Source organism: Anaerofustis sp. LCP19S3_F7 (assembly GCF_052119445.1).
Classification (GTDB): Bacteria; Bacillota; Clostridia; order Eubacteriales; family Anaerofustaceae; genus Anaerofustis; species Anaerofustis butyriciformans.
In genome coordinates this window covers 293,214-315,250 of sequence record NZ_JBQKFF010000001.1, presented here as the reverse complement: position 1 = coordinate 315,250, position 22,037 = coordinate 293,214, and the positions used below count along the sequence as shown (strand labels likewise).

General features: G+C 28.9%; 21 protein-coding genes. 14 read left to right on the top strand and 7 right to left on the bottom strand.

Features of this window, described 5'->3' with window-relative positions:
- Positions 1 to 6 precede the first annotated feature (6 nt).
- On the bottom strand, positions 7 to 1,545 hold the full coding sequence (locus ACTQYZ_RS01620; protein ID WP_441415895.1) for an FGGY-family carbohydrate kinase: 1,539 nt from the start codon (positions 1,543 to 1,545) through the stop codon (positions 7 to 9).
- A 331-nt stretch (positions 1,546 to 1,876) separates the two neighbouring features.
- Here ACTQYZ_RS01620 and ACTQYZ_RS01615 point away from each other — a divergent pair, with 331 nt between their 5' ends.
- Genes ACTQYZ_RS01615 through ACTQYZ_RS01605 form a run of 3 tightly spaced genes read left to right on the top strand, consistent with a single transcriptional unit; the run spans position 1,877 to position 5,187 of the window.
- The gene (locus tag ACTQYZ_RS01615; protein WP_441021010.1) at positions 1,877 to 2,353 is read left to right on the top strand and encodes a hypothetical protein; all 477 of its coding nucleotides are present in this window, start codon (positions 1,877 to 1,879) and stop codon (positions 2,351 to 2,353) included.
- Between the two features lie 10 nt (positions 2,354 to 2,363).
- Positions 2,364 to 3,131, top strand: a complete 768-nt coding sequence (locus ACTQYZ_RS01610) for an ABC transporter ATP-binding protein (protein WP_441415894.1) — start codon at positions 2,364 to 2,366, stop codon at positions 3,129 to 3,131.
- On the top strand, positions 3,121 to 5,187 hold the full coding sequence (locus ACTQYZ_RS01605; protein WP_441415893.1) for an ABC transporter permease: 2,067 nt from the start codon (positions 3,121 to 3,123) through the stop codon (positions 5,185 to 5,187). Before ACTQYZ_RS01610 ends, ACTQYZ_RS01605 begins: the two co-directional genes overlap by 11 nt.
- Before the next feature lie 26 nt (positions 5,188 to 5,213).
- Here the strand turns inward: ACTQYZ_RS01605 and ACTQYZ_RS01600 are convergent, their stop codons facing one another.
- The gene (locus ACTQYZ_RS01600) at positions 5,214 to 5,801 is read right to left on the bottom strand and encodes a hypothetical protein (protein ID WP_441415892.1); all 588 of its coding nucleotides are present in this window, start codon (positions 5,799 to 5,801) and stop codon (positions 5,214 to 5,216) included.
- 172 nt (positions 5,802 to 5,973) lie between these two features.
- The gene (locus ACTQYZ_RS01595) at positions 5,974 to 6,543 is read right to left on the bottom strand and encodes a DUF5105 domain-containing protein (protein ID WP_441415891.1); all 570 of its coding nucleotides are present in this window, start codon (positions 6,541 to 6,543) and stop codon (positions 5,974 to 5,976) included.
- A gap of 130 nt (positions 6,544 to 6,673) precedes the next feature.
- Between ACTQYZ_RS01595 and ACTQYZ_RS01590 the strand changes: the two genes are divergently transcribed.
- Positions 6,674 to 7,195, top strand: coding sequence for a methylated-DNA--[protein]-cysteine S-methyltransferase (locus tag ACTQYZ_RS01590; protein ID WP_441415890.1), 522 nt, complete (start codon positions 6,674 to 6,676; stop codon positions 7,193 to 7,195).
- A gap of 24 nt (positions 7,196 to 7,219) precedes the next feature.
- On the opposite strand, the gene ACTQYZ_RS01585 is transcribed toward ACTQYZ_RS01590, so the two are convergent.
- On the bottom strand, positions 7,220 to 7,354 hold the full coding sequence (locus tag ACTQYZ_RS01585) for a hypothetical protein (protein ID WP_441021026.1): 135 nt from the start codon (positions 7,352 to 7,354) through the stop codon (positions 7,220 to 7,222).
- A 273-nt stretch (positions 7,355 to 7,627) separates the two neighbouring features.
- Here ACTQYZ_RS01585 and ACTQYZ_RS01580 point away from each other — a divergent pair, with 273 nt between their 5' ends.
- Positions 7,628 to 8,914, top strand: coding sequence for an O-acetylhomoserine aminocarboxypropyltransferase/cysteine synthase family protein (locus ACTQYZ_RS01580; protein ID WP_441021028.1), 1,287 nt, complete (start codon positions 7,628 to 7,630; stop codon positions 8,912 to 8,914).
- 66 nt (positions 8,915 to 8,980) lie between these two features.
- A complete protein-coding gene (metA, locus tag ACTQYZ_RS01575; RefSeq protein ID WP_441021030.1) occupies positions 8,981 to 9,925 on the top strand; it encodes a homoserine O-acetyltransferase MetA in 945 nt (314 codons plus the stop codon).
- A 103-nt stretch (positions 9,926 to 10,028) separates the two neighbouring features.
- On the opposite strand, the gene ACTQYZ_RS01570 is transcribed toward metA, so the two are convergent.
- Positions 10,029 to 10,199 (bottom strand): hypothetical protein, encoded by a 171-nt coding sequence (locus tag ACTQYZ_RS01570; protein ID WP_171020566.1) that lies wholly within the window; start codon positions 10,197 to 10,199, stop codon positions 10,029 to 10,031.
- 142 nt (positions 10,200 to 10,341) lie between these two features.
- Between ACTQYZ_RS01570 and ACTQYZ_RS01565 the strand changes: the two genes are divergently transcribed.
- The 6 genes from ACTQYZ_RS01565 to ilvC all read left to right on the top strand — a co-directional run bounded on the left by ACTQYZ_RS01565 (position 10,342) and on the right by ilvC (position 17,590).
- Positions 10,342 to 11,025: a response regulator transcription factor gene (locus ACTQYZ_RS01565; protein ID WP_441021032.1), complete on the top strand. Its 684-nt coding sequence runs from the start codon at positions 10,342 to 10,344 to the stop codon at positions 11,023 to 11,025.
- Positions 11,015 to 12,367: a sensor histidine kinase gene (locus tag ACTQYZ_RS01560; RefSeq protein ID WP_441415889.1), complete on the top strand. Its 1,353-nt coding sequence runs from the start codon at positions 11,015 to 11,017 to the stop codon at positions 12,365 to 12,367. The genes ACTQYZ_RS01565 and ACTQYZ_RS01560 overlap by 11 nt, the downstream gene beginning before the upstream one ends.
- Positions 12,354 to 14,573 (top strand): DNA helicase PcrA, encoded by a 2,220-nt coding sequence (pcrA, locus tag ACTQYZ_RS01555; protein ID WP_441415888.1) that lies wholly within the window; start codon positions 12,354 to 12,356, stop codon positions 14,571 to 14,573. Before ACTQYZ_RS01560 ends, pcrA begins: the two co-directional genes overlap by 14 nt.
- Positions 14,574 to 14,674: 101 nt before the next feature.
- On the top strand, positions 14,675 to 15,607 hold the full coding sequence (locus tag ACTQYZ_RS01550; RefSeq protein ID WP_441021038.1) for an AEC family transporter: 933 nt from the start codon (positions 14,675 to 14,677) through the stop codon (positions 15,605 to 15,607).
- A gap of 80 nt (positions 15,608 to 15,687) precedes the next feature.
- Complete coding sequence (locus ACTQYZ_RS01545; RefSeq protein ID WP_138268393.1) at positions 15,688 to 16,380, top strand: FadR/GntR family transcriptional regulator; 693 nt, start codon at positions 15,688 to 15,690, stop codon at positions 16,378 to 16,380.
- A gap of 184 nt (positions 16,381 to 16,564) precedes the next feature.
- A complete protein-coding gene (ilvC, locus tag ACTQYZ_RS01540; protein WP_441415887.1) occupies positions 16,565 to 17,590 on the top strand; it encodes a ketol-acid reductoisomerase in 1,026 nt (341 codons plus the stop codon).
- A 31-nt stretch (positions 17,591 to 17,621) separates the two neighbouring features.
- Here the strand turns inward: ilvC and ACTQYZ_RS01535 are convergent, their stop codons facing one another.
- Both ACTQYZ_RS01535 and ACTQYZ_RS01530 read right to left on the bottom strand, forming a co-directional pair.
- Positions 17,622 to 18,104, bottom strand: coding sequence for an HD domain-containing protein (locus ACTQYZ_RS01535; protein WP_441415886.1), 483 nt, complete (start codon positions 18,102 to 18,104; stop codon positions 17,622 to 17,624).
- A 9-nt stretch (positions 18,105 to 18,113) separates the two neighbouring features.
- Positions 18,114 to 19,595 (bottom strand): replication initiation protein, encoded by a 1,482-nt coding sequence (locus tag ACTQYZ_RS01530; RefSeq protein WP_441415885.1) that lies wholly within the window; start codon positions 19,593 to 19,595, stop codon positions 18,114 to 18,116.
- Between the two features lie 1,149 nt (positions 19,596 to 20,744).
- Between ACTQYZ_RS01530 and plsX the strand changes: the two genes are divergently transcribed.
- A complete protein-coding gene (gene plsX, locus ACTQYZ_RS01525) occupies positions 20,745 to 21,731 on the top strand; it encodes a phosphate acyltransferase PlsX (protein WP_441021046.1) in 987 nt (328 codons plus the stop codon).
- Positions 21,732 to 21,790: 59 nt separating this feature from the next.
- Positions 21,791 to 22,015 (top strand): acyl carrier protein, encoded by a 225-nt coding sequence (gene acpP / locus ACTQYZ_RS01520; RefSeq protein WP_138269261.1) that lies wholly within the window; start codon positions 21,791 to 21,793, stop codon positions 22,013 to 22,015.
- The last annotated feature ends 22 nt before the right edge of the window (positions 22,016 to 22,037 follow it).

Genomic DNA, 22,037 nt, shown 5'->3' with positions numbered 1-22,037 from the left:
TCCCCCCTATAAATTAATATTATTCATTTTTGTATATATTTTTTTTACGTTTTTATATATTTTTAAATATACATTATTATAAATATCATTATATTTTTTTGCATTTTCTTCATTTGGAGAAAATGTTTTTGTATGTCTTACCATATTTTCTTTTGCTTCATCAAAATCTTTAAAAACATTAAGTCCTATAAAACCTGCCATAGCAGCTCCTACACCGCTTGCCTCATAGGTTTGAATTTTATAAACCTCTTTATTTAAAATATCACTTATTATCTGGCATATTATGTCGCTTCTTGACCCTCCTCCTGATAATGCTATTTTATCTATATTAACTTTAGATACTTTTTCAATTCTCTCTATTCCTTCTTTTAAGGAATATCCTATTCCCTCAATTATTGCCCTGTAAATATGCATTCTAGTATGTTTATCATTAAAACCAAGTATACTTCCTTTTGCTTCGGGACGAAGAATATCCTGTCCCCAGTAAGGCTGAAGAATAAGACCATCACAACCTATGGGTATTTCTTTTAATTTTTCATCCATTACATCATATATATCTTTACCGGTTTCTTTACATATTTGTTCTTCCTTATAAGCAAATTCTTTTATAAACCATGTAACAAGCCAAAAACCTCTATATAAAATAATTTCAGGGTTATATGTATTTGGAATCACACTGCAAAAAGGTGGAACAAATCTCGTAAGCTCATAGTATCTATTTGTAGAAACTTGAATTGTAACTTGACTTCCAAGAGATATACTTCCTATACCTTCTTCAGTACATCCTACCCCTATGGTTTCACATGCTTTGTCACTTCCGCTTGCAATAAGAACAGTTCCTTTTTTTAGTCCGGCTCTTTCACATACTTCATCTAAAATACTTCCTATTACGTTAGTTGATGGTATTACATTTGCAAGTTTTCTTTGCTCTACATTAAAAAGCTGTCTTTTTATTCCGTAAGATTTATCATACTCCCTTTTTTTATAATCAAAAGGAATATGCCCAACAGTTCCCGCATCACTTTCAATATATTTGCCTGTAAATTTATAATTTAGGAATTGAGGTAAAAGCAAATATTTATATGTTGTATCCCATACATCAGGTTCATTTTCTATAATCCAATTAAACCTTGCTTCACTCATTAAATTTTTAGTCATAGCTCCCATACTAACCAAAGAAAAAAGCATTCTATATAATATATTTGGTTTCTTATAATTTTTAGCTTTTCTTCTATCTAGCCATGAAATAGCATTTCTTAAAGGATTTCCGTTTCTGTCTACCAAAACAAAAGTATCCCTTTGAGTTGTTATGCTTACTCCTTTTATCTTAGAATATAATTTTTCATCTTTACTTTTTAACTTAAGTAAAAGAGAAATTATTTCCTCAAAAAAGTTATTTGCATCAAACTCAATAATACTTCCTTTTTCTTTTGTTATGTATTCGTATTTTTTCTTTTCCTTTATTAAAATTTCACCCTTATCGCTTACAAGCATTGCTCGTATACTTTGGGTTCCGCAGTCTATAATTAAAATGACATTATTCATTATTACACCTATTTTTAATTTTTATGTAAAATTTATCATTATTATATCATATTTAAGAATAATTAAATATATTTAGTAAATATCTCGTTGTTTAAAATAAACTTAAATTTAATATAAAGTAAAAATTTTACTTTATTAATTTTCATATTTATGTAATCAAAATAGCTTAATTATAAAAATACTATTTTATAAAATAAAAAAACGACCCCGATTCGTTTTTTATATTTTTAATATACTTTTCTAACCTTACAAAACTGTAAGGTTATGTAATTTTAATCGATGGATAAAAAATTTAATCCTTTCTATAATCAACTTAAAGAAAGGAGGCAACATGAAGAAGAAAACAGCAATCATACTTTTGTGTTCAATATCGTTAATAATTACAGGATGCGGTATAAACAAAAATCAACTAATAAATAAGTATAATGATATACTAAAATTTGTAGGAAACAAATTATTAACTTCTACTGAAGACTTAATGGGAGAAAGAGTATTTTATTTGGATACCAACACAGGCAAATACGAATGCGAATATAAAAATGCAAATATAAAAGAAGTTATATTTGGTTCAGTGGAAGTAAACAGAAAACATAAAAACATTAATATAAGTTATAATGCAAATATTATAAAAGGAAAAGCAAAAATAATTATAAAAAACGATTCAAAAACTAGAATTATAGCATGCTTTGATATAGAGGGACCGGAAAGCGGCGGAAGAGATTTAAAAATAGCTGATGGAGAATATTACTTAAGCATAATATGTGAAAAGTTCAGCGGTGAATTTGAAATTACCGCAAAGTATATATAAGGAGAAAAAAATGGAAAAAGTATTAAGAGTTGAAAATATAGAAAAATATTATGGCAATAAATCAAATCTTACAAAAGCCATAAAAGATATAAGTTTTGATGTAAATGATGGTGAATTCGTTGCAATAATGGGTTCAAGCGGAAGCGGGAAAACAACATTATTAAATGTTATATCAACAATAGACAAAGTAACAAGCGGCGATATTTTTGTTGGAGATATAAATATAACAAACCTAAAAGGCAAACACCTAAACGAATTTAGAAGAAACAGACTCGGTTTTATATTCCAGGATTTTAATTTACTGGATACTCTTACGGCATATGAAAACATTGCCCTTGCACTGACCATTCAAAAAATGAGAGTAAGCGAAATAGAAAAAAGAGTAAAAAACATATCGAGAGCCCTTGGAATAGAAGATGTGCTTGATAAATATCCTTATGAAATGTCAGGAGGACAAAAACAAAGAGTAGCATGTGCAAGAGCAATTATAACAAATCCTAAACTTATTCTTGCCGATGAACCAACAGGAGCATTAGATTCAAAAAGTGCTAAAATGCTTCTTCAAAGTCTTGAACTTTTAAACAAAAAACTATCTGCCACAATTTTAATGGTTACACATGATGCTTTTACCGCATCAAAAGCACAGAGAGTTTTATTTATAAAAGACGGAAAAATATTTAATGAAATTCTAAAAGGAGACAGCAGCAGAAAAGAATTTTTTAACAGAATAATTGAAGTTGTGACACTTCTTGGAGGTGAACTTAACGATGTTATTTAAGTTATCCATGAAAAACATTAAAAAAAGCATAAAGAATTATGCCATTTATTTCATGACACTTATTTTAGGTATTGCGGTGTTTTATGTATTTAATTCCATGGATGCACAAGAACCAATACAAAACTTTGCAAAATCGACCTATGACGTTGTTGGATTAATGGTAAAAATGCTTTCAGGATTATCTGTTTTTATTTCAATCGTACTCGGATTTTTGATAATGTATGCAAATAATTTTTTGATAAAAAGAAGAAAAAAGGAATTTGGAATATACCTTATTTTAGGAATGGGGAAAGGACAGCTTTCTAAAATATTATTTTTTGAAACTCTTTTTATAGGTATAATATCTCTTTTTGTGGGCTTAATACTTGGCATTTTTGCTTCCCAGTTTATGTCTATAATAGTTGCCAGCATGTTTGAAGCAGATATGAACGAATTTAAGTTTGTTTTTTCCTCTGCGGCACTTTTTAAAACGATACTATACTTTTCTTTAATGTATATATTTGTAATGATATTTAATACTTTTGTGATAAACAAATATAAGTTAATAGACTTAATAACAGGAAGTAAAAAAGTTGAAAAAATAAAAATGAGAAGTCCTTTTCTTTCTGTATTACTATTTATCATTTCAATTATTATGCTTGGATTTGCATATTACAAAGTAACGATTGACACTTTAGATTTATCTCAGGGAGATATAGTAAAATATATAATAATAGGCGCAGCCTCAACATTTTTATTTTTCTTCTCTCTTTCTGGATTTGTTTTAAAGTTAGTAAAATCATGTAAAAGGCTTTACTATAAAAACCTTAATATGTTTGTATTAAAACAAATTAACTCAAAAATAAATACTACTGTTGTTTCAATGAGCATAATATGTTTAATGCTGTTTACAACAATATGTATGCTCTCAGCAGGGCTTGCTATGAATAAGTCTCTTACAAGTGAACTTACAAAATATAACCCTGTGGACATAACCATATCAAAGACAATGATGTTACCGGATAATGGAGAATATTCCTCTTCTGCCGTTGACTTTTCAGAAAAAAGTATAAATGAAGTACTTGAAAATATGGGTTATGATGTAAAAAGCGACTTTAAGGACTACACCGAAGTAAGCACTTATACCGTAGATACAGTTACATTAAAAGATACTTTAAAAAATATTATAGACGAAATAAAAAAAGAAACTCCTACGGCACAATTTGATGCAGCAGAAAGCATAATGAAAGTTTCCGATTATAATAAAATCGCAAGACTATTTGGGAATGAAGAGATAAGTCTTAAAGAAGGAGAGTATACGGTAGTTTGCAACTATGACATGATGACAGGCTATAGAAACAAAGCCTTACAAGCAGGAACAGAAATTACAATAAATGGGAAAACATATAAACCTTCAAATAATGAATGTTATGACGGATTTATAGAAGATTCCATTCAAGCAATAAATATGGGAATAATAATCGTTCCCGACAGTACTAAATTTACAAATGAACAAAAGGAAATAAACTACTTTAATGCAAATTACAATTTAGGTGATGAAGAGCAAAAAGCTGAGTTTGAAAACAAACTTACCGAGAGAATAGATAAAAACAGTGGGTTTAAAGATGTTAAAGACTATAATATAAAAATAGATTCTTCAACAAGAATTTATAACTATGATTCATCAAAAGGGCTTGGAGCTACGGTTACCTTTATCGGCATATATCTTGGAATAATATTCCTTATTACTTCAGCTGCAATACTGGCATTAAAAGAGCTTTCGGAAAGTGCTGACAATATTGAAAGATATAAGATTTTAAGAAAAATCGGAACAAGCGAAAAAATGATAAATAGAGCTTTATTTATGCAAATAGGAATATTCTTTATTCTTCCATTACTACTGGCTATAGTACATTCTGTATTTGGTCTTAAATTTGCAAACTACATCCTATCAACAATAGGCAATATGAATATTCTTCCTTCAATTATAATAACGGCAATAGCAATAATTTTAATATATGGAGGATATTTCCTTATCACGTATTTTTCAAGCAAGAAAATAATAAAAGAAAAATAAAAAAGAGGCTTAGGCCTCTTTTTATTTTAATAGAATGAAGATGATAAATTATTCATACCATCTATCATATTTCCAAAAAGTGCATTCATTAATTCATCGCTTGGCTCATCTAAAACCCAACCATCATCACCTTTTGTAAGAGTAATATCTGCTTCATTTGTTACTGTAGCTTCACCTTTGGCAGATTCATTTATTGCATTTACTAAAAGCTCAACTACTTTCTTATTAACTTCATCTTCTGAAGCATCTAAATTAGACATCGCATATGCCATAACATCTGAAAAATAATTTTCTACTGCTTTTGAATAGTCCTTATTTGTTATTTTTACTTTTACCGTTGCTTTATTTCCATCTTCATTTGTAGAAATCACTTCATAATCCATTGTGCTTACAACTGTTTTTAATGCTTTATCAAGATCTTCTGCTGATGAAGCATCAAATGATTCTTCAAAAGTTTCTATTGAACCTTCAAAAAACGATTCATCGCCAGATTTTAAAGCATCAAGAGCACTGGTTGCAAGTTCTTCAGGAGTAGGACCACCACATGCCGTAAAAGAAACTAACATTACTAAAGAAAATACTAAACTAAGAACTTTTTTTAAATTTTTTTTCATTTTCTTTCCCCTATCATTTTATATTTTATAAGATAATTATAATCGTTTTCATGGTTTTTGTAAATATAAATTTTTTGTCAAAATAAAATTATATTTTATTTTAAATAAATAATTATCATAATAAAAAGGAGACCTAAGCCTCCTTTTAAATATAGTATATTATCGAAATATTTTAGAGTTCTTCCATACCTTTGAATAAATTGCCTGTCATGGCATTTATAACTTCATCACTTAATTCATCTGTATCCCAAAAACCATCTTCATCTTTTATTAAAATAAATTCTACTTGATTTGTAACTGTTTTATCTGACTTTGATGCTTTATTTATTTCTTCCAATATTAATTCTTCTGACTTCTTTTCTAAATTCTCTTTAGAAACCTCAGGATTTTTCATAGCATAGGATTCTAAATTTTTATAAACCTTTTTAGCGACATTTTCATAATCTTTATTTGTTATTTTAATAATAACACTTGCTTTATCTGCATTTTCATTTACAGATACTATCTCATAATCCATATTTGCAAAAATAGTTTTAAAAGCCTCATTATATTCGTTTTCTACATCACTTATGAAATCACTTTTATCAAATATTTGTCCAACAACTTCTTCATCTCCTGATTTGAAGCTATCAAACACATAACTTACAGTTTCTTCTGGTGAATCTTCAAAACAAGAACAAAGCGATACCAACATAACTAAACACAAAATAAAACTTAAAAATTTTTTCAAGTTCTTTTTCATTTTTATTCCCCCTATTTAAAATAATAAATATGTAATGTATAATTATTATAATCGTTTTCATTACATTTTGTAAATAAATTCTTGATTTTGTAATAAAATATTAAGAAATAGAATAACAAGGAGAAAATCAATGCTTTACTATGATACATATTATTCACCTGTGGGAAAGATTACCCTTATAAGCGATAATAAATATTTAATAGGTCTATATATAGAAGGTCAAAAATATTTCATGAATAAAATAAAAGAAACTCCTTTAAAAAATGAAGATATAGAAATTCTAAATAAAACAAAATTGTGGCTTGATGATTATTTCAGTGGAAGAAAACCAAGTATTGTAGATTTAAACATAAAACTAAATGCAAGCGATTTTCAAATGGAAGTATTAAATATACTATGTGAAATACCTTACGGAAAAACTACTACATACAAAGAAATATCTGAAAAGTTAAAAATAAAAATGAACAAAAAAAACATGTCACCTCAGGCTGTTGGAGGAGCCGTTTCTCATAATCCCATAAGCATAATAATTCCTTGTCATAGAGTAGTAGGATCAGACGGCAACTTAACGGGATATGCTGGCGGTATAGATAAAAAAATAAAGCTTTTAGAATTTGAAGGTGTGGATACAAATAAATTTTATATAAAATAAAAAAGAGGTTACCCCTCTTTTTTATTAGTAATTAAAACTATCCATATTGATAAAATCAAGCATTTGTCCGTTAATTATACTATATAATTCAAGGTCGCTTTCAACCATCCATGTTCCGTTTTCTTTTATCATATTAACATCATAGGTAACGGTTATCATTTTGCCTTTTTCATAAATTTTATTTATCTCTTCCTCGTATAATTTTTCTTTTTATACTTTTAAATTTTCTTTTTCATTTTAATTTCCCCTTTTATTATTATATATAAATTATATAGTATCTTAAGCGTACATACAATATATTTTATGACATTTCAGGCTTATAACTGGTTATAGATAAAATCTATTTCTAAATAACAATTTATATATTTACTTATAACAAAATATTTGATAAGATTATTTTTACATTAACTTTTACACAGGAGATGACTAAATATGGACATTACAAATAAAAAACAAGGCACAAAGTGCGTTCAAGGCGGATATCAGCCTAAAACGGGAGAACCAAGAATTCTTCCTATAATACAATCAACAACATTTAAGTATTCAACAAGTGAAGAAATGGGAAAACTTTTCGATCTTGAAGCAGAAGGATATTTTTATACAAGACTTCAAAACCCTACAAATGATATGGTTGCAAAGAAAATATGCGAACTTGAAGGAGGGGTTGCAGCAATGCTTACTTCTTCAGGACAAGCTGCCAACTTTTATGCAATAATGAATATTGCTCAGGCAGGAGATCATATTATTTGTTCAACTGCAGTATACGGAGGTACATATAACCTTTACGCTCATACAATAAAGAAAATGGGAGTTGAATGTACTTTTGTAGATCCAGACATATCAAAAGAAGAACTTGATAAAGTATTCAAAGAAAACACAAAAGCTGTTGTAGGAGAAACAATCGCAAACCCAGCTCTTGTAGTATTAGACATTGAGAAATTTGCTAATGCGGCACATGAACACGGTGTACCTTTAATTATTGATAATACTTTCGCAACACCTATTAACTGCCGTCCTTTTGAATGGGGTGCAGATATTGTTACTCATTCTACAACAAAATACATGGACGGACACGCAACATGTGTAGGAGGTGCAATAGTAGACAGTGGAAACTTCGACTGGGATAAACATAAAGACAAATTCTCTGGACTTACAACTCCTGATCCAACATATCACGGTCTTGTTTATACTGAAAGATTTGGCAAACTTGCTTATATAACAAAAGCAACAGCTCAATTAATGCGTGATTTAGGCTCAATTCAGTCCCCTGAAAATGCTTTCCTTTTAAATTTGGGACTTGAAACACTTCATCTTAGAATGCAAAGACACTGCGAAAATGCTTTGGCAGTTGCAAAATTCTTAGATAATCACGAAAAAGTTGCATGGGTTAATTATCCAGGACTTGAAGGAAACAAATATTATGACCTTGCACAAAAATATATGCCAAATGGTACATGCGGTGTAATTTCATTCGGATTAAAAGGCGGAAGAGAAGCATCAGTAAAAATGATGGATAATTTGGAAATGACAGCAATTGTTACTCATGTTGCAGATGCAAGAACATCAGTACTTCACCCTGCAAGTCATACTCACCGTCAAATGAATGATCAAGAATTAATTGAAGCGGGAGTTCAACCTGATTTAATAAGATTATCAGTTGGTATTGAAGATATTGATGATATTATCGAAGATTTAAATAAAGCTCTTGAACTAGTATAAAAAATTATTATTGCAATCTATCAAAAAATAATAAAGTAATTTTTATAATAGAAAAGAGGTTTAAATATGGCTGTTATAATACCAAAAGATTTACCTGCGGCAAAACAGCTTGACAGGGAAAATATATTCGTCATGCATCAAGAAAGAGCAGAAACACAAGACATTAGACCACTTGAAATTGCTATTGTAAATTTGATGCCTACAAAAATAGTAACAGAAACACAGCTTCTAAGGCTTATAAGTAATACACCTATACAGGTAAAAGTTGACTTAATTAATATGAAAAGCCATGTAAGTAAAAATACGTCTTACAAGCATTTAAAAACATTCTATAAAAATTTTGATGATATAAAACATAAAAAATACGATGGAATGATTATAACGGGAGCCCCTGTGGAAAAACTTGAATTTGATGATGTAAACTACTGGGAAGAACTTCAACAAATTTTTGATTTCGCAGATAAAAATGTTTTCTCGACCATGTTTATATGCTGGGGAGCACAGGCAGCCCTAAATCATTACTACGGAATAGACAAAAAAGATCTTCCGGAAAAAATGTTTGGAGTATTCGAACATAGAGTTTTAAGAAGAAGACCAATAGTAAGAGGATTTGATGATGTTTTCTATGCGCCTCATTCAAGATATACCCAGTGTCTTATTAAGGATATTAAGAAAGAAAAAGACCTTGAAATTGTTGCAAGCAGTAAAGAAGCAGGTGCTTATCTACTTGTAAGCAAAGACCAAAGAAAAATATTTGTATTTGGACATAGCGAATATGATCCAAATACATTAAAAGAAGAATACGAAAGAGACAAGAAAAAAGGTTTAAATCCTAAAGTTCCAAAACATTATTTCCCAGATGATGACGATACTAAAAAACCAATAGTCAGATGGAGAGCACACGGAAATATGCTTTTTTCAAACTGGTTAAATTATCATGTATATCAAACTACACCTTTCGACCTTGAAAAACTTAACCAAATAGATAAAGAGTTTGGTTTTATAGAATAAAAAAATAAAAAGCAGCTTTTAAAAGCTGCTTTTTACTATATAATCTGTAATAGATTTTTAGAAGTATTGAGGGGATTAAGGGGTACTTCTAAATTTATCTATACTAATCAGCTATTGAACAAGTTTTAATAACTTTCGCAATACCTTTTTCATTTAATGAAATTACTTTCATTTTATCAGAATTAACTACTATTTCTGAAAAACAGTTACTGCAAAAATATTTCTTTCTTCCAATTTTACCAATTTCTTTACTAGAACAATAAGGACACTTCATATAAACACTCCCTTTTCTCCTTATATGCCATTATTATATGATTAAAACCTTTAAACTACCTTAAAAAATTAAAAATTGTAAAAAAAATTGTTAAATTTAATTTTATGAATTATAATATTAAAAGCAGAAAGGAAAGATTAATATGAGAGTACTTATTGTAGAAGACGAAGTTACGTTGGCTAAACCTTTGGTTGCTCTTTTAGGGAAAAACCAAATTCTTGCGGATACCGTTGAAGACGGCGAATCTGGTTTAATGCTTGCAAGAAAAATGATATATGACGTTATAGTTTTAGATATAATGCTACCTCAAATGGATGGACTTAGTGTTTTAAAAACTTTAAGAGAAGAAAACAACTATACTCCGATTCTTCTTTTGACGGCTCTTGACAATATAGACGACAGAGTAAAAGGTTTGGACCTTGGGGCTGATGATTACCTTACAAAACCTTTTGACACAAAAGAACTTATAGCAAGAATTAAAGCTTTGTCAAGAAGAGGAAAGGGAAGTATCTCTGACAATATAATAAGCATAGGAAACGTAAGCCTAAACACAAATGATGCATCTCTTACGGTAGGAGAAAGAAAGGAAAACTTAACTAAAAAAGAAGCAAATCTTCTTGAAACCCTAATGAGAAACAAAGACCATGTTTTATCAAAAGATTATATACTTGATAAAGTATGGGGAATTGACAGTTATGCAATAGATAACAGCGTTGAAATATATATACATTACTTAAGGAAAAAATTATCAAGCGACGCAGATGTAAAAATAGTAACAAACAGAGGTCTTGGTTATTCCTTAAAGGAAAAAAACAATGATAAATAAAATAAAAAATAAATTAATTTTTATAAATACTTTTGTTTTACTGGTCATTTTACTTTCAATGACTGCTTTTATTTACCTGCTTTCATCTTATTCCTTTTCTGAGTCTTCCGATAATGAACTTATTAATATGGTATATCAAGCAAAAAGGTATACAAAAAGCAATTTTAAAAATACAAGTGATTTATCTTATAATGAAGAATTAAAATATTTTAAACAACAAATTGATGCAGGTAAATGTAAAATCGTTATTTTTGACGAAAACTTAAATCAAACATATAGCTATGGCAAAATGAACGTTGACGAAAATATTTTTGCGGATATTGCTTACTGCTATTTCTATGATCCAGACGATAAAAACATAGAAATAAAAGAACAAGACGGGAAGTATGTTTTTACAAACTATTCTTATGGCAATGTCTCATTTAGAAGCTGCACAACTCTTGTAATTAACGATAGCGGAAATATGCAGCTTATTTTAATGGCAAAAGATAATACAGAGCAAAACTCAAATCTTAACATAATTCTTTCAGCTTTGATTATTGCAATAATAGTGGGCGTAATTATATCTCTTCTTGGAGGATTTTACACTGCCGACAGAGCTTTGGTTCCAATTAAAGATACAATAGATAATCAAAAACAATTTATCGCTGATGCATCCCATGAGTTAAGAACACCTATTGCGGTAATTAAAACAAATCTTGAACTTATACAAACAAACGAAGACGAAACGGTAAAATCACAGGAAATGTGGTTTGAATATGCAAAAAGTGAAATAAACAGAATGGATAAAATGGTTGGAGATTTGCTTACTCTTTCAAAAGCAGATTTAGGTCAAATCCCATTTAACAATAAAGAATGTGATATAGTACACCTTGTAAAAGACGCAATAGAAAAAATAGAACCTATTGCAATAAAAAAACAAATAAGAGCTTATATGTACTGCTCATATGATAAAGTTATCGCAAATGTTGATGAAGATAAGTTTACACAGCTTATGATGATACTTTTAGACAATGCGGTAAATTATTCATATGAAAATACAAACATTATAGTGGCTTTAAAAGTAGATAAAGCAAAAAATAATATTACAATTAAAGTTAAAGACCAAGGCATTGGAATGAAAAGAGAAGAAATCAAAAAAGTCTTTACAAGATTTTACAGAGTAGACAAAGCCAGAAGCAAAAGAAAAAATGGCAGCGGACTTGGTCTTCCAATAGCTAAATGGATAGTTACAAACTTAAATGGAAATATAAACATTGAAAGCATTGAAAATAAAGGAACTGATGTTATAATAACACTTCCTTTAATATCTTACGAGGAGAATGAAAATGGACTTACTTAGTATGTTAAATGATAAACAACAACAAGCCGTTACCTGTGTTAACGGACCTCTTCTTATTCTTGCGGGAGCAGGAAGCGGAAAAACAAGAACAATAATTCATAGAATTGCTTATATAATAGAAAATGGATATGCAAAACCTTGGGAAATTCTTGCTCTTACATTTACAAATAAAGCAGCAGGAGAAATGAGGGAAAGAATTGACTCAATGGGGATTCCTTTCACTTCTGATATATGGATGGGAACATTCCACTCAATTTGTGCAAGAATTTTAAGAATGGAAGGGGATAATCTAGGGTTTACAAGTAATTTTTCAATATATGACGATGATGATACAAAAAGACTTTTAAAAACAATACTTAAAGAGCTTGATATTTCAGATAAAGAATTTCCGGTAGAAAGCGTTAAAGCTCAAATTTCTTTACTAAAGAACGATCTTGAAACAAGCGACGACTACATGGACGAGCATGGAGATTTTGACGAAGGATATACAGAAGCAAGAATTGCACAAATATACAGTGAATATCAAAAAAGACTTTTAAGTGCAAATGCTATGGACTTTGATGATTTGCTTTTAAATACAAATATTCTTTTTGCGAAATGTCCTGAAGTATTAAATAAATATAGAAATAGATTCAAATATATTCTTGTAGACGAATATCAAGATACAAATATTTCTCAGTATGCAATAATAAGTAAAATGGCTGAAGGTCACAGAAATATATGTGTATGCGGTGATGATGACCAAAGTATTTACGGTTGGAGAGGTGCATCAATAAGAAATATTTTAGAGTTTGAAGATGACTTTGAAGATGCCAAAATAATAAGACTTGAACAAAATTACAGATGTACAAAGAATATTTTAAATGCCGCAAACGGTGTAATCGAGCATAATAAAAAGAGAATGGGTAAAACTTTGTTTACCGATAATGAAGAAGGAGAAATCATAAAATATCTTCATGCAAATTCAGACCTGGAAGAATCTTCAATTATTGCCAGGGAAATATTCTGCTTAAATGAATATCATGACATTCCATATAGTGACATAGCAATTTTATACAGAACAAACGCACAATCCCGTGTACTTGAAGAAGGTCTTATGAGAAGAAATATCCCTTATCAAATTGTTGCGGGAACAAAATTCTATGACCGTATGGAAATTAAAGATATTCTTGCATATCTAAAACTCTTAGTAAATCCAAAAGATGATATTGCATTTATTAGAGTAATCAATACTCCAAAAAGAGGAATAGGTCCTGCAAGCATAGAAAAAATAAGAGATTATGCTTTCATGAAAGGCATATCCATGTATGAAGTTATAAAAGATATAGACACCTGCCCTTTATTTAAAGGAAGCGTAAAAGAAAAACTTACTTTATTTAAAGATACAATGGAAGAACTTGGAAGAATAGCAAAAGAAAATTCTTTAATGGATACTGTAATAAACACAATTCACTTAAGCGGATACGAACAAATGCTTAAAGAAGGAAAAGTTGAAAACGCACAAAACAGACTTGAAAACTTAGACGAACTTGTAAATGCTGCGGGAGATTTTGAAAATAACGAAGAAGATGGTTCTCTTGAAGCTTTCCTTGAAAATGCAGCACTTGTTGCGGGAGTTGATTCTTATGATGAAAACAGCTCTAAGGTACTGCTTATGACTCTTCATAATGCAAAAGGACTTGAATTTAACATTGTGTTTATGCCGGGAATGGAAGAAAATTTATTCCCTACATACAGAGCCGTAAACGAAGAAAGCGAAATGGAAGAAGAAAGAAGACTTTGCTATGTTGGAATAACAAGAGCAAGAAAAAAACTTTATATGTCTTCAGCCGAAACAAGAAGAGTTTACGGAAGAAACGAAATGAGAAATCCTTCAAGATTTTTACTTGAAGTTCCCGATGAACTTATTGAAGGAATCAGTGCAATAAAAGAATCAAATAAGGAAAAAGAAATTATTAATAACAATGTTAAAAAGATGTATGACCCTTATGCAAATACAATAAGACAAACACAAAATCTTTTTAAACAAAACAATACATTTGACGAAAAACTTAGCCCGGGAGACAAAATAGACCATAATGCATGGGGAGAAGGTACTGTTGTAAGCATTGAAGGAAGCGGAGATGACATGAAAATCACAGCAGCATTCCCTGAAACAGGAATAAAAAAATTCATGGCATCAGTTGCAAAATTCAAAAAAATATAAATTAAAGTCTTTACTTAAAGTAAAGACTTTTTATTTTTATCTTTTAAAGATTATTTATTTATACTATACTTTAACTATATTTAATTAAAAAAGGACAGAACATGGATATTAGTTTAATTTTAGCAAAAGAAATTTTAGAACTTTTTATAATAATGTTTTTAGGATATATTATCGTAAAAGCAGGAGTATTAAAATCAGACGATAGCAAGAGTATATCCGCAATACTTGTGTATCTTCTAACTCCCTGTATGATAATAAACTCATTTATGATTGAATATGATGAAAAAATAAAAACAGGTTTAATATTTGCATTTATAATTTCTATATTGGTTCATATTCTTTTTATCATTCTTACATCACTGTTAAATAAAATATTTAATTTTAATGTAGCGGAAAAAGTAAATATAATTTATACAAATGCGGGGATATTGGTTATTCCTCTTATAAGTTCCATTTTAGGAAAAGAATATGTAATATATTCCTGTGCTTTTATTGTTGTTCAACTAATACTTCTTTGGACACATTGTAACAGCCTTCTTAAAGGAATAAAGAAAATTGAAATAAAGAAAATAATTTTAAATGTAAATATTATTTCTATATTTATAGGAATGTTGATATTTATATTTAGAATAAATCTTCCAAGTATTATAACTGATACCGTAGATACGCTAGGCTCTATGATGGGACCTGTTGGAATGTTAATAGCCGGAATGGTAATGGGAGAAGTTTCCATAATAAATCTATTTAAGAAAACAAGATATTATTTTATATGTTTCTTAAGACTTATAATATATCCTTTAATTACATTATTTTTATTATATATAACAAATGCATCGAGTTATATTATAGACGGAAAAAATATCTTAATGATAGTTTATCTTGCATGTGTTACTCCTTCCTGTGCAACGGTTACTTCAATGATACAGCTATACAACTTAGATGCAAAATATTCAAGCAGTCTTTATGTTTTAACGACACTTTTATCTATTATTACAATTCCTATTATGATAGGTATTTATAATGTATTAATATAAATATTTGTATGATAACTCTTGACAAACATCAGACAAGTTACTTATAATCAATATACACTTAATGTTTTCGGAGAAATATCATGCAAGAAGAAAAGAAGAACTTAACACAAATAACTGCTGATAAATTAAGAGATTTAATTACAAAAGAAAAAATATATAAAACAGGAGAAAAACTGCCAAACGAAAATTCCCTTTCAAAAAAACTGGGAGTTAGCCGTTCTACCCTTCGAGAAGCTGTTAAAACTCTTGTTTCAGAAGGTATTTTAGATGTTCAAAGAGGCAGAGGAACATTCGTAAATGATACTTTAAACAGATACGCAAAAAACGATATGGGGATAAATTCGTTTACGGATATGAAGATTACCCTTAGAGACTTATATGAAACAAGAATGATATTCGAACCAAGTGCAGCTGCCCTTGCATGTAAAAGAGCAAGCGACAAAGAAATAGAAGAAATATTAAAACTTGGAGAAAAATGTCAAAATTTAATTTTGCAAAATCCAACGGCAAAAGAAAGAATAAAATCGGAAAATGACTTTCACTGTGCAATAATAAAAGCATCTCACAACGAATTTATAAGTTCATTTATGCCAGTACTTACACAAACAATAGAAAAAACATTTGCCCTAAACTATAATCTTGACATTATTGCAAAAGATGCATACAAAGACCATGCTATGATAATGAATTTCCTAAAAAAAAGAGATTCAGAAGCATTAAAAAGTGCGGTTACCATACATTTGCATCATGCTTTTTGGACAGAAGAACTTTAAAGACTTCAAATATATGAAGTCTTTTTTTATTAAAATAAATTATAATAAAATATACAGTAATAAAGCTTGGAATAAAAATTTTTTAAAATTTTCAGAAAAGTCTTGACAATATTAGGAATACCATTTAAAATAAACATCATACAAGTGATAATACGTTGTCATACAAATATGGAGGTTTTTTAAAATGAGTGATTTTAAAATATTTTATCAAGAAGATTGTAATTTAGGACTATTGGACGGTAAAACAATCGCTATTATCGGTTACGGTAGCCAAGGTCATGCACATGCATTAAACTTAAAAGATTCAGGTTGTGACGTAATTGTTGGTCTTTACAATGGCTCAAAATCTTGGGCAAAAGCAGAACAACAAGGACTTAAAGTATATACAGCTGCAGAAGCTGCAAAAAAAGCTGATATTATCATGATTCTAATCAACGATGAAAAACAAGCTGATATGTATAAAAAAGATATCGAACCAAACTTGGAAGAAGGCAACATGTTAATGTTCGCACATGGTTTCAATATCCACTTCGGATGTATCGTCCCACCTAAAAATGTCGATGTAACAATGATTGCACCAAAAGCTCCAGGTCATACAGTACGTTCTGAATATTTGGAAGGAAAAGGTACTCCTTGCTTAATCGCTGTTGAACAAGATGCAACAGGTAAAGCTCAAGATCTTGCACTTGCATATGCAGCAGGTATCGGTGGAGCAAGAGCAGGTGTTCTTGAAACAACATTCCGTATTGAAACAGAAACTGACTTATTCGGTGAACAAGCAGTACTTTGCGGTGGTTTATGTGAATTAATGCAAGCAGGTTTTGAAACATTGGTTGAAGCTGGATACGACCCAAGAAATGCTTACTTTGAATGTATCCATGAAATGAAATTGATCGTTGACTTAATTTATCAATCAGGTTTCGAAGGAATGAGATATTCTATTTCTAACACTGCTGAATACGGTGATTACATAACAGGAAAGAAAATTATTACAAAAGAAAGCAGAGAAGCTATGAAACAAGTTCTTGCTGATATTCAAGATGGTTCATTCGCAAAAGAATTCTTACTTGATATGTCACCAGCAGGAAGACAAGTTCACTTCAAAGCTATGAGAAAATTAGCTGCTGAACATCCATCAGAATCAGTAGGTAAAGAAATTCGTAAACTATACAGCTGGAATGATGAAGGCGACAAATTAATCAATAACTAATAAATAAAAAAAGCACCATATGGTGCTTTTTTTAATACATATTTTCAATAAAATGTATTCCTGTTTTTGTTTTAAAGATTTTTTTCTTTATATTTTCTATACTTTCTTTGTTTAGATTATCTTCATATATATTAACTAAAAAATCTGCTTCTACTAAAATTTGATAATCAATTCCGTCAATATTATCATAAGTATGATGATTTCCTATTAAATAACATACCCTATCAATTACTTCTCTGTCATATCCAAACTTTTCAAGCATTTTTTCTGCTTCTTTTGGACCTTCTTTTTCTTGCAATTTTCCACTGCATTTTCCATACTTTTCTTCACTTATTTTTATTCCTATATCATGTAAAATTGCAGCAGTTTCAAGAATAAATAAATCTTTTTTATCTATATTTTCTAAAACTCCTATTGTTTTTGAAAGAGAGTGGACTTTTATTAGATGTTGTATTCTTTTAGGGTCATGCTTATTATATTCTATCATTGCTTTTATTAAAATTTCTTCTTTCATTTCTTTCTCCTAAGCTTTTGATATTTTTTTCTTTTTTAGCTTTTTTTCTTTTTCATTTAAAGATACTATTTTAAAATATACATCTTCAAGTGTAGGGTCTAGTATTTCCATACTGATACCATTTAAAAATTCCATTCCCTCTTTTATGTTCATTCCGCTCTTACTAATATAATCTTTTATATAATTAACCTTTGAAGTTATATCAGTATAAACTTCAAAAAATTCATTTGACATAATATCGTTTTGTTTTATTCTGTCTCTTACGTTTAAGATAATATTTTCGTCTTCTTCATCTATGCTAACCATTATGTCATTGCAGAATTTAAGAGCATTATCAAAGGATTTTCTTACATTTTTTCTCCAATTATTATAAATATCTTGTGCGGTATTTTCATTATCTGCAATATATTTATCGAATTTTGAAAGATAATCTATATACATATTATCTCCAAATGACTCTGTTTCGGAATTTGTCATTATATAAGTTTGTTCTTCATGTTTTCCAAATAAACTTTCATATACGTTATATCCTTTTAAGTATGTATTTTTAAGGCTTACGTCTATATAACTGAAAATATTTTTATTTGCAAGTTTCTTTGCTTTTTCGGAAACATAGAAAATCAAATATATATCATAATTTTCCTGCCAGTTTTTAAACATTTCTACTTTATTGTTTATATTTTTATCTTCATCTTTATCATAATTAATAAAATCAAGGAAATTATTGAATGTACTGTCAGTAACAGTATACTTCGCATTTTCAAGTAGTTTTTTACTTACTATGTTAAAAATGATTTTATCAATATTTCTTCCGCTGGTTCTTACCGGTATATACTCAACGTTCAAATCTGTTTTTTCGTTTATCTCTTCAAAAGCAGGTTTTAATACTCTCTCATTAAAATTTCTATAAGAAGAATATTTCCCTCCTTTTATATCATAAAAACTCTTCAGAGTATCAAGAGAAAAACTAACTTCCTGATTTCTTTGACATTTATATAAATTTGACTGACAAAGAAGATAAAGTTTCATTGTATATTTACATTTGAATCTTGAAATATATTCTTTTATAAATTTAAAGTAATAACCGCCCTTAGAATATATATCTAAAAAATACGGCTTCATTTTTTCAGAGAATTCAAAAATAAACTGTCCGTCTTTATAACTGCACTGAGAGAATAAATTCTTTTGGGTGTAGCTGTCAGTATCTAAATCCTTTATCATTATTTGAGCAGTAAGGGTTTTAGATGTAATATTCTCCTTTTCTCTGTAAAGATAATCCTTGTTTACGTTGTTTCTTTTTGCAAATTCACTAAGCCCTATTCTTATAACTGAAAAATCATCACTGTCAATATCGACTCTGGAAAGTGCTTCTATAAATAATTTCTGAGAAACCAAAGGCATATCATATCTTGCCTCGGCAACAACGTTAAGCATTGTAACCTGCGTTACAAAACTGTTTTCCAAATTGATTAAATCATTTTTTTCGCTCATTCTAAATCCTCAATTATATCTTTACTACTTACTTTTTGTATACACTTTTAATACTTTACATTACTTGTCAAAAAATGTCAACAAAAACAACTTACTTTTTGTATACTTTTAACTTACTTTTTGTACCTTTTTTCAAAACGGAAAAAACCCATACTTACTTTTTGTATACACTTATTAAATTATTATCAAAAACAACTTACTTTTTGTACTCTTTTTAAATTTATTATAAAAATAACCTACTTTTTGTATACTTTTAACTTACTTTTTGTATACACTTTAATACTCATGTATAACACAACTTACTTTTTGTACTCTTTAACAAAAATTTTATAAATTATACTTACTTTTTGTATACTTTCTGCTTACTTTTTGTACTTTTTTTAAATTTATTATAAAAAACACTTACTTTTTGTACATTTTTAACTTACTTTTTGTAGTTTTTAATGTTAATTTAAATAAAAATTGCTTACTTTTTGTATACACTTTAAAGATATTTTAAATCCTAAAAATGTAATGTAAATAAAAATACTCTTTTTGCATGTTTATAATTAGGTAAATTATTAAAATTTATTGCTATTAAAATCTATTTTATACGTTTTATCGTTATTTTTCTAATTTGAAAGAGCATATTTCTATGTTTTTCAACTTAACATGGCTTTTTTAAAGGGTTTTTTACGAAAAATGCCTACTTACTTTTTGTATTTAAAAGCCTTACTTTTTGTATCTTTATAGCTTACTTAAAGATTTTTTAAAAAGAATATTTTTATAATAAAAACTTACTTTTTGTAGTTATATAACTGATTTTTTGTAGTCCGATAGCTTACTTTTTGTATTCATTAAATTGTCGAAATACCTATTATAAAAGGATTTTTTGTTCCTTTAAATAATAAATACAGAGGAAGAATATAAATAACTAAGAAGATATTTAATATACCTCATATATATAAAAACCGGTGGTTATATGCTACTTTTTTACAATCTGTTGATAAGTTGTGGAAAACTTGATAACCTTAATAACACCTATAAAACACACTTTATTTTCATTATGCATAAATATACATTATTAATGCATGCTCACAATATAGAAAAGAAAAAAAATTTATGATATAATTTATAGAATATAATTATAAAAAAAAGAGGTATAAAAATATGATATACGTAGATGCTTTTGGTGGGGACTATGCACCGGATGCAATGGTAAAAGGTGCCGTACTTGCCGTAAAAGAATTTGATAGAGAAATAACTTTGGTAGGACACGAAGAAAAAATAAAAAAAGTATTTGAAGACAACAACTTAAGTATGGATAAAATAAGTATTATCCATGCTCCTGAAGAAATTACATGTCATGATGAAAGCGCACTTGCCATAAGAAGGAAAAAGCAATCTTCACTTGTTGTTGCAGCAAACAAGATCAAAGAAGACCGTAACAGTGTTTTGGTTACAGCAGGAAGCACAGGCGCTGTTTTATCTGCGGGAGTTTTAGTAACAGGAAGAATAAAAGGAATAAAAAGACCTGCCCTTGGAGCAGTGTTACCTGCAAGAAAGAAACCTGTACTTTTAATGGACTGCGGTGCAAATGCAGATTGTAACAGCGACTATATAGAACAATTCGCAACAATGTCAAGCATTTATATGGAAAACGTAATGGGAGTTAAAAACCCTAAAGTTGCTCTTGCAAACATAGGCTCAGAAGAAGAAAAAGGCGATAAACTATATAAGGAAATACATCAAATATTAAAAAACAACAAAAAAATTAACTTCGTAGGTAACGTTGAAGGAACTGAAATAATGAACAGCGACAACGACGTTATAGTATGTGATGGTTTTACGGGAAATATTATATTAAAAACAATTGAAGGTATGGGAAATTTAATGAAGGACATACTAAAAGATGTATTTTTAACAAATACAAAAACAAAATTAAGTTATGTTCTTGCAAAAAGCGTTTTAAACGAAGAATTAAGCAAACTTTCATCTAAAAAATACGGTGGTGCTCCCCTTCTTGGAGTAAACGGAGGAATAATAAAAGCTCATGGAAACTCAGATGAAATAGCTTTTAAAAACGCAATTAAACAAGCCATAAAATTTGAAGAAAACGAAGTTTTAGAAAAAATAAAAAATATCTATGCTAAATAGAAAATATATGATATAAGTATATATATAATATTAAGTAAATGTATGGAGGTTTATTGTAAATGATTTTTGAAAAAGTCAGAGACATTATTGTAAAGCAGTTAGAAGTAAGTGAAGAAGCCGTTACAATGGATACTTCTTTTACTGATGATTTGGACGTTGACTCTTTAACATTGATCGAATTAATAGCTGACTTCGAGGATGAATTCGGTATCGAAATAGAAGAAGATAAACTTGAAGATATGAAAACAGTTAAAGATGTTGTTGATTATTTAGAATCACTATAAAAATAAAAAAGGGCTCCGTAAA

Excerpts from the sequence above, each read along its gene's own strand:
- ACTQYZ_RS01600 (WP_441415892.1), bottom strand. The coding sequence starts at position 5,801 with ATGAAAAAAAATTTAAAAAAAGTTCTTAGTTTAGTATTTTCTTTAGTA.
- pcrA (WP_441415888.1), top strand. The coding sequence starts at position 12,354 with ATGGACTTACTTAGTATGTTAAATGATAAACAACAACAAGCCGTTACC.
- ACTQYZ_RS01535 (WP_441415886.1), bottom strand. The coding sequence starts at position 18,104 with ATGAAAGAAGAAATTTTAATAAAAGCAATGATAGAATATAATAAGCAT.
- ACTQYZ_RS01595 (WP_441415891.1), bottom strand. The coding sequence starts at position 6,543 with ATGAAAAAGAACTTGAAAAAATTTTTAAGTTTTATTTTGTGTTTAGTT.
- ACTQYZ_RS01590 (WP_441415890.1), top strand. The coding sequence starts at position 6,674 with ATGCTTTACTATGATACATATTATTCACCTGTGGGAAAGATTACCCTT.
- acpP (WP_138269261.1), top strand. The coding sequence starts at position 21,791 with ATGATTTTTGAAAAAGTCAGAGACATTATTGTAAAGCAGTTAGAAGTA.
- ACTQYZ_RS01615 (WP_441021010.1), top strand. The coding sequence starts at position 1,877 with ATGAAGAAGAAAACAGCAATCATACTTTTGTGTTCAATATCGTTAATA.
- ACTQYZ_RS01620 (WP_441415895.1), bottom strand. The coding sequence starts at position 1,545 with ATGAATAATGTCATTTTAATTATAGACTGCGGAACCCAAAGTATACGA.
- ACTQYZ_RS01585 (WP_441021026.1), bottom strand. The coding sequence starts at position 7,354 with ATGATAACCGTTACCTATGATGTTAATATGATAAAAGAAAACGGAACA.
- ACTQYZ_RS01610 (WP_441415894.1), top strand. The coding sequence starts at position 2,364 with ATGGAAAAAGTATTAAGAGTTGAAAATATAGAAAAATATTATGGCAAT.
- ACTQYZ_RS01530 (WP_441415885.1), bottom strand. The coding sequence starts at position 19,595 with ATGAGCGAAAAAAATGATTTAATCAATTTGGAAAACAGTTTTGTAACG.
- ACTQYZ_RS01545 (WP_138268393.1), top strand. The coding sequence starts at position 15,688 with ATGCAAGAAGAAAAGAAGAACTTAACACAAATAACTGCTGATAAATTA.
- ACTQYZ_RS01605 (WP_441415893.1), top strand. The coding sequence starts at position 3,121 with ATGTTATTTAAGTTATCCATGAAAAACATTAAAAAAAGCATAAAGAAT.
- ACTQYZ_RS01560 (WP_441415889.1), top strand. The coding sequence starts at position 11,015 with ATGATAAATAAAATAAAAAATAAATTAATTTTTATAAATACTTTTGTT.
- ACTQYZ_RS01565 (WP_441021032.1), top strand. The coding sequence starts at position 10,342 with ATGAGAGTACTTATTGTAGAAGACGAAGTTACGTTGGCTAAACCTTTG.
- plsX (WP_441021046.1), top strand. The coding sequence starts at position 20,745 with ATGATATACGTAGATGCTTTTGGTGGGGACTATGCACCGGATGCAATG.
- metA (WP_441021030.1), top strand. The coding sequence starts at position 8,981 with ATGGCTGTTATAATACCAAAAGATTTACCTGCGGCAAAACAGCTTGAC.
- ACTQYZ_RS01570 (WP_171020566.1), bottom strand. The coding sequence starts at position 10,199 with ATGAAGTGTCCTTATTGTTCTAGTAAAGAAATTGGTAAAATTGGAAGA.
- ilvC (WP_441415887.1), top strand. The coding sequence starts at position 16,565 with ATGAGTGATTTTAAAATATTTTATCAAGAAGATTGTAATTTAGGACTA.
- ACTQYZ_RS01550 (WP_441021038.1), top strand. The coding sequence starts at position 14,675 with ATGGATATTAGTTTAATTTTAGCAAAAGAAATTTTAGAACTTTTTATA.
- ACTQYZ_RS01580 (WP_441021028.1), top strand. The coding sequence starts at position 7,628 with ATGGACATTACAAATAAAAAACAAGGCACAAAGTGCGTTCAAGGCGGA.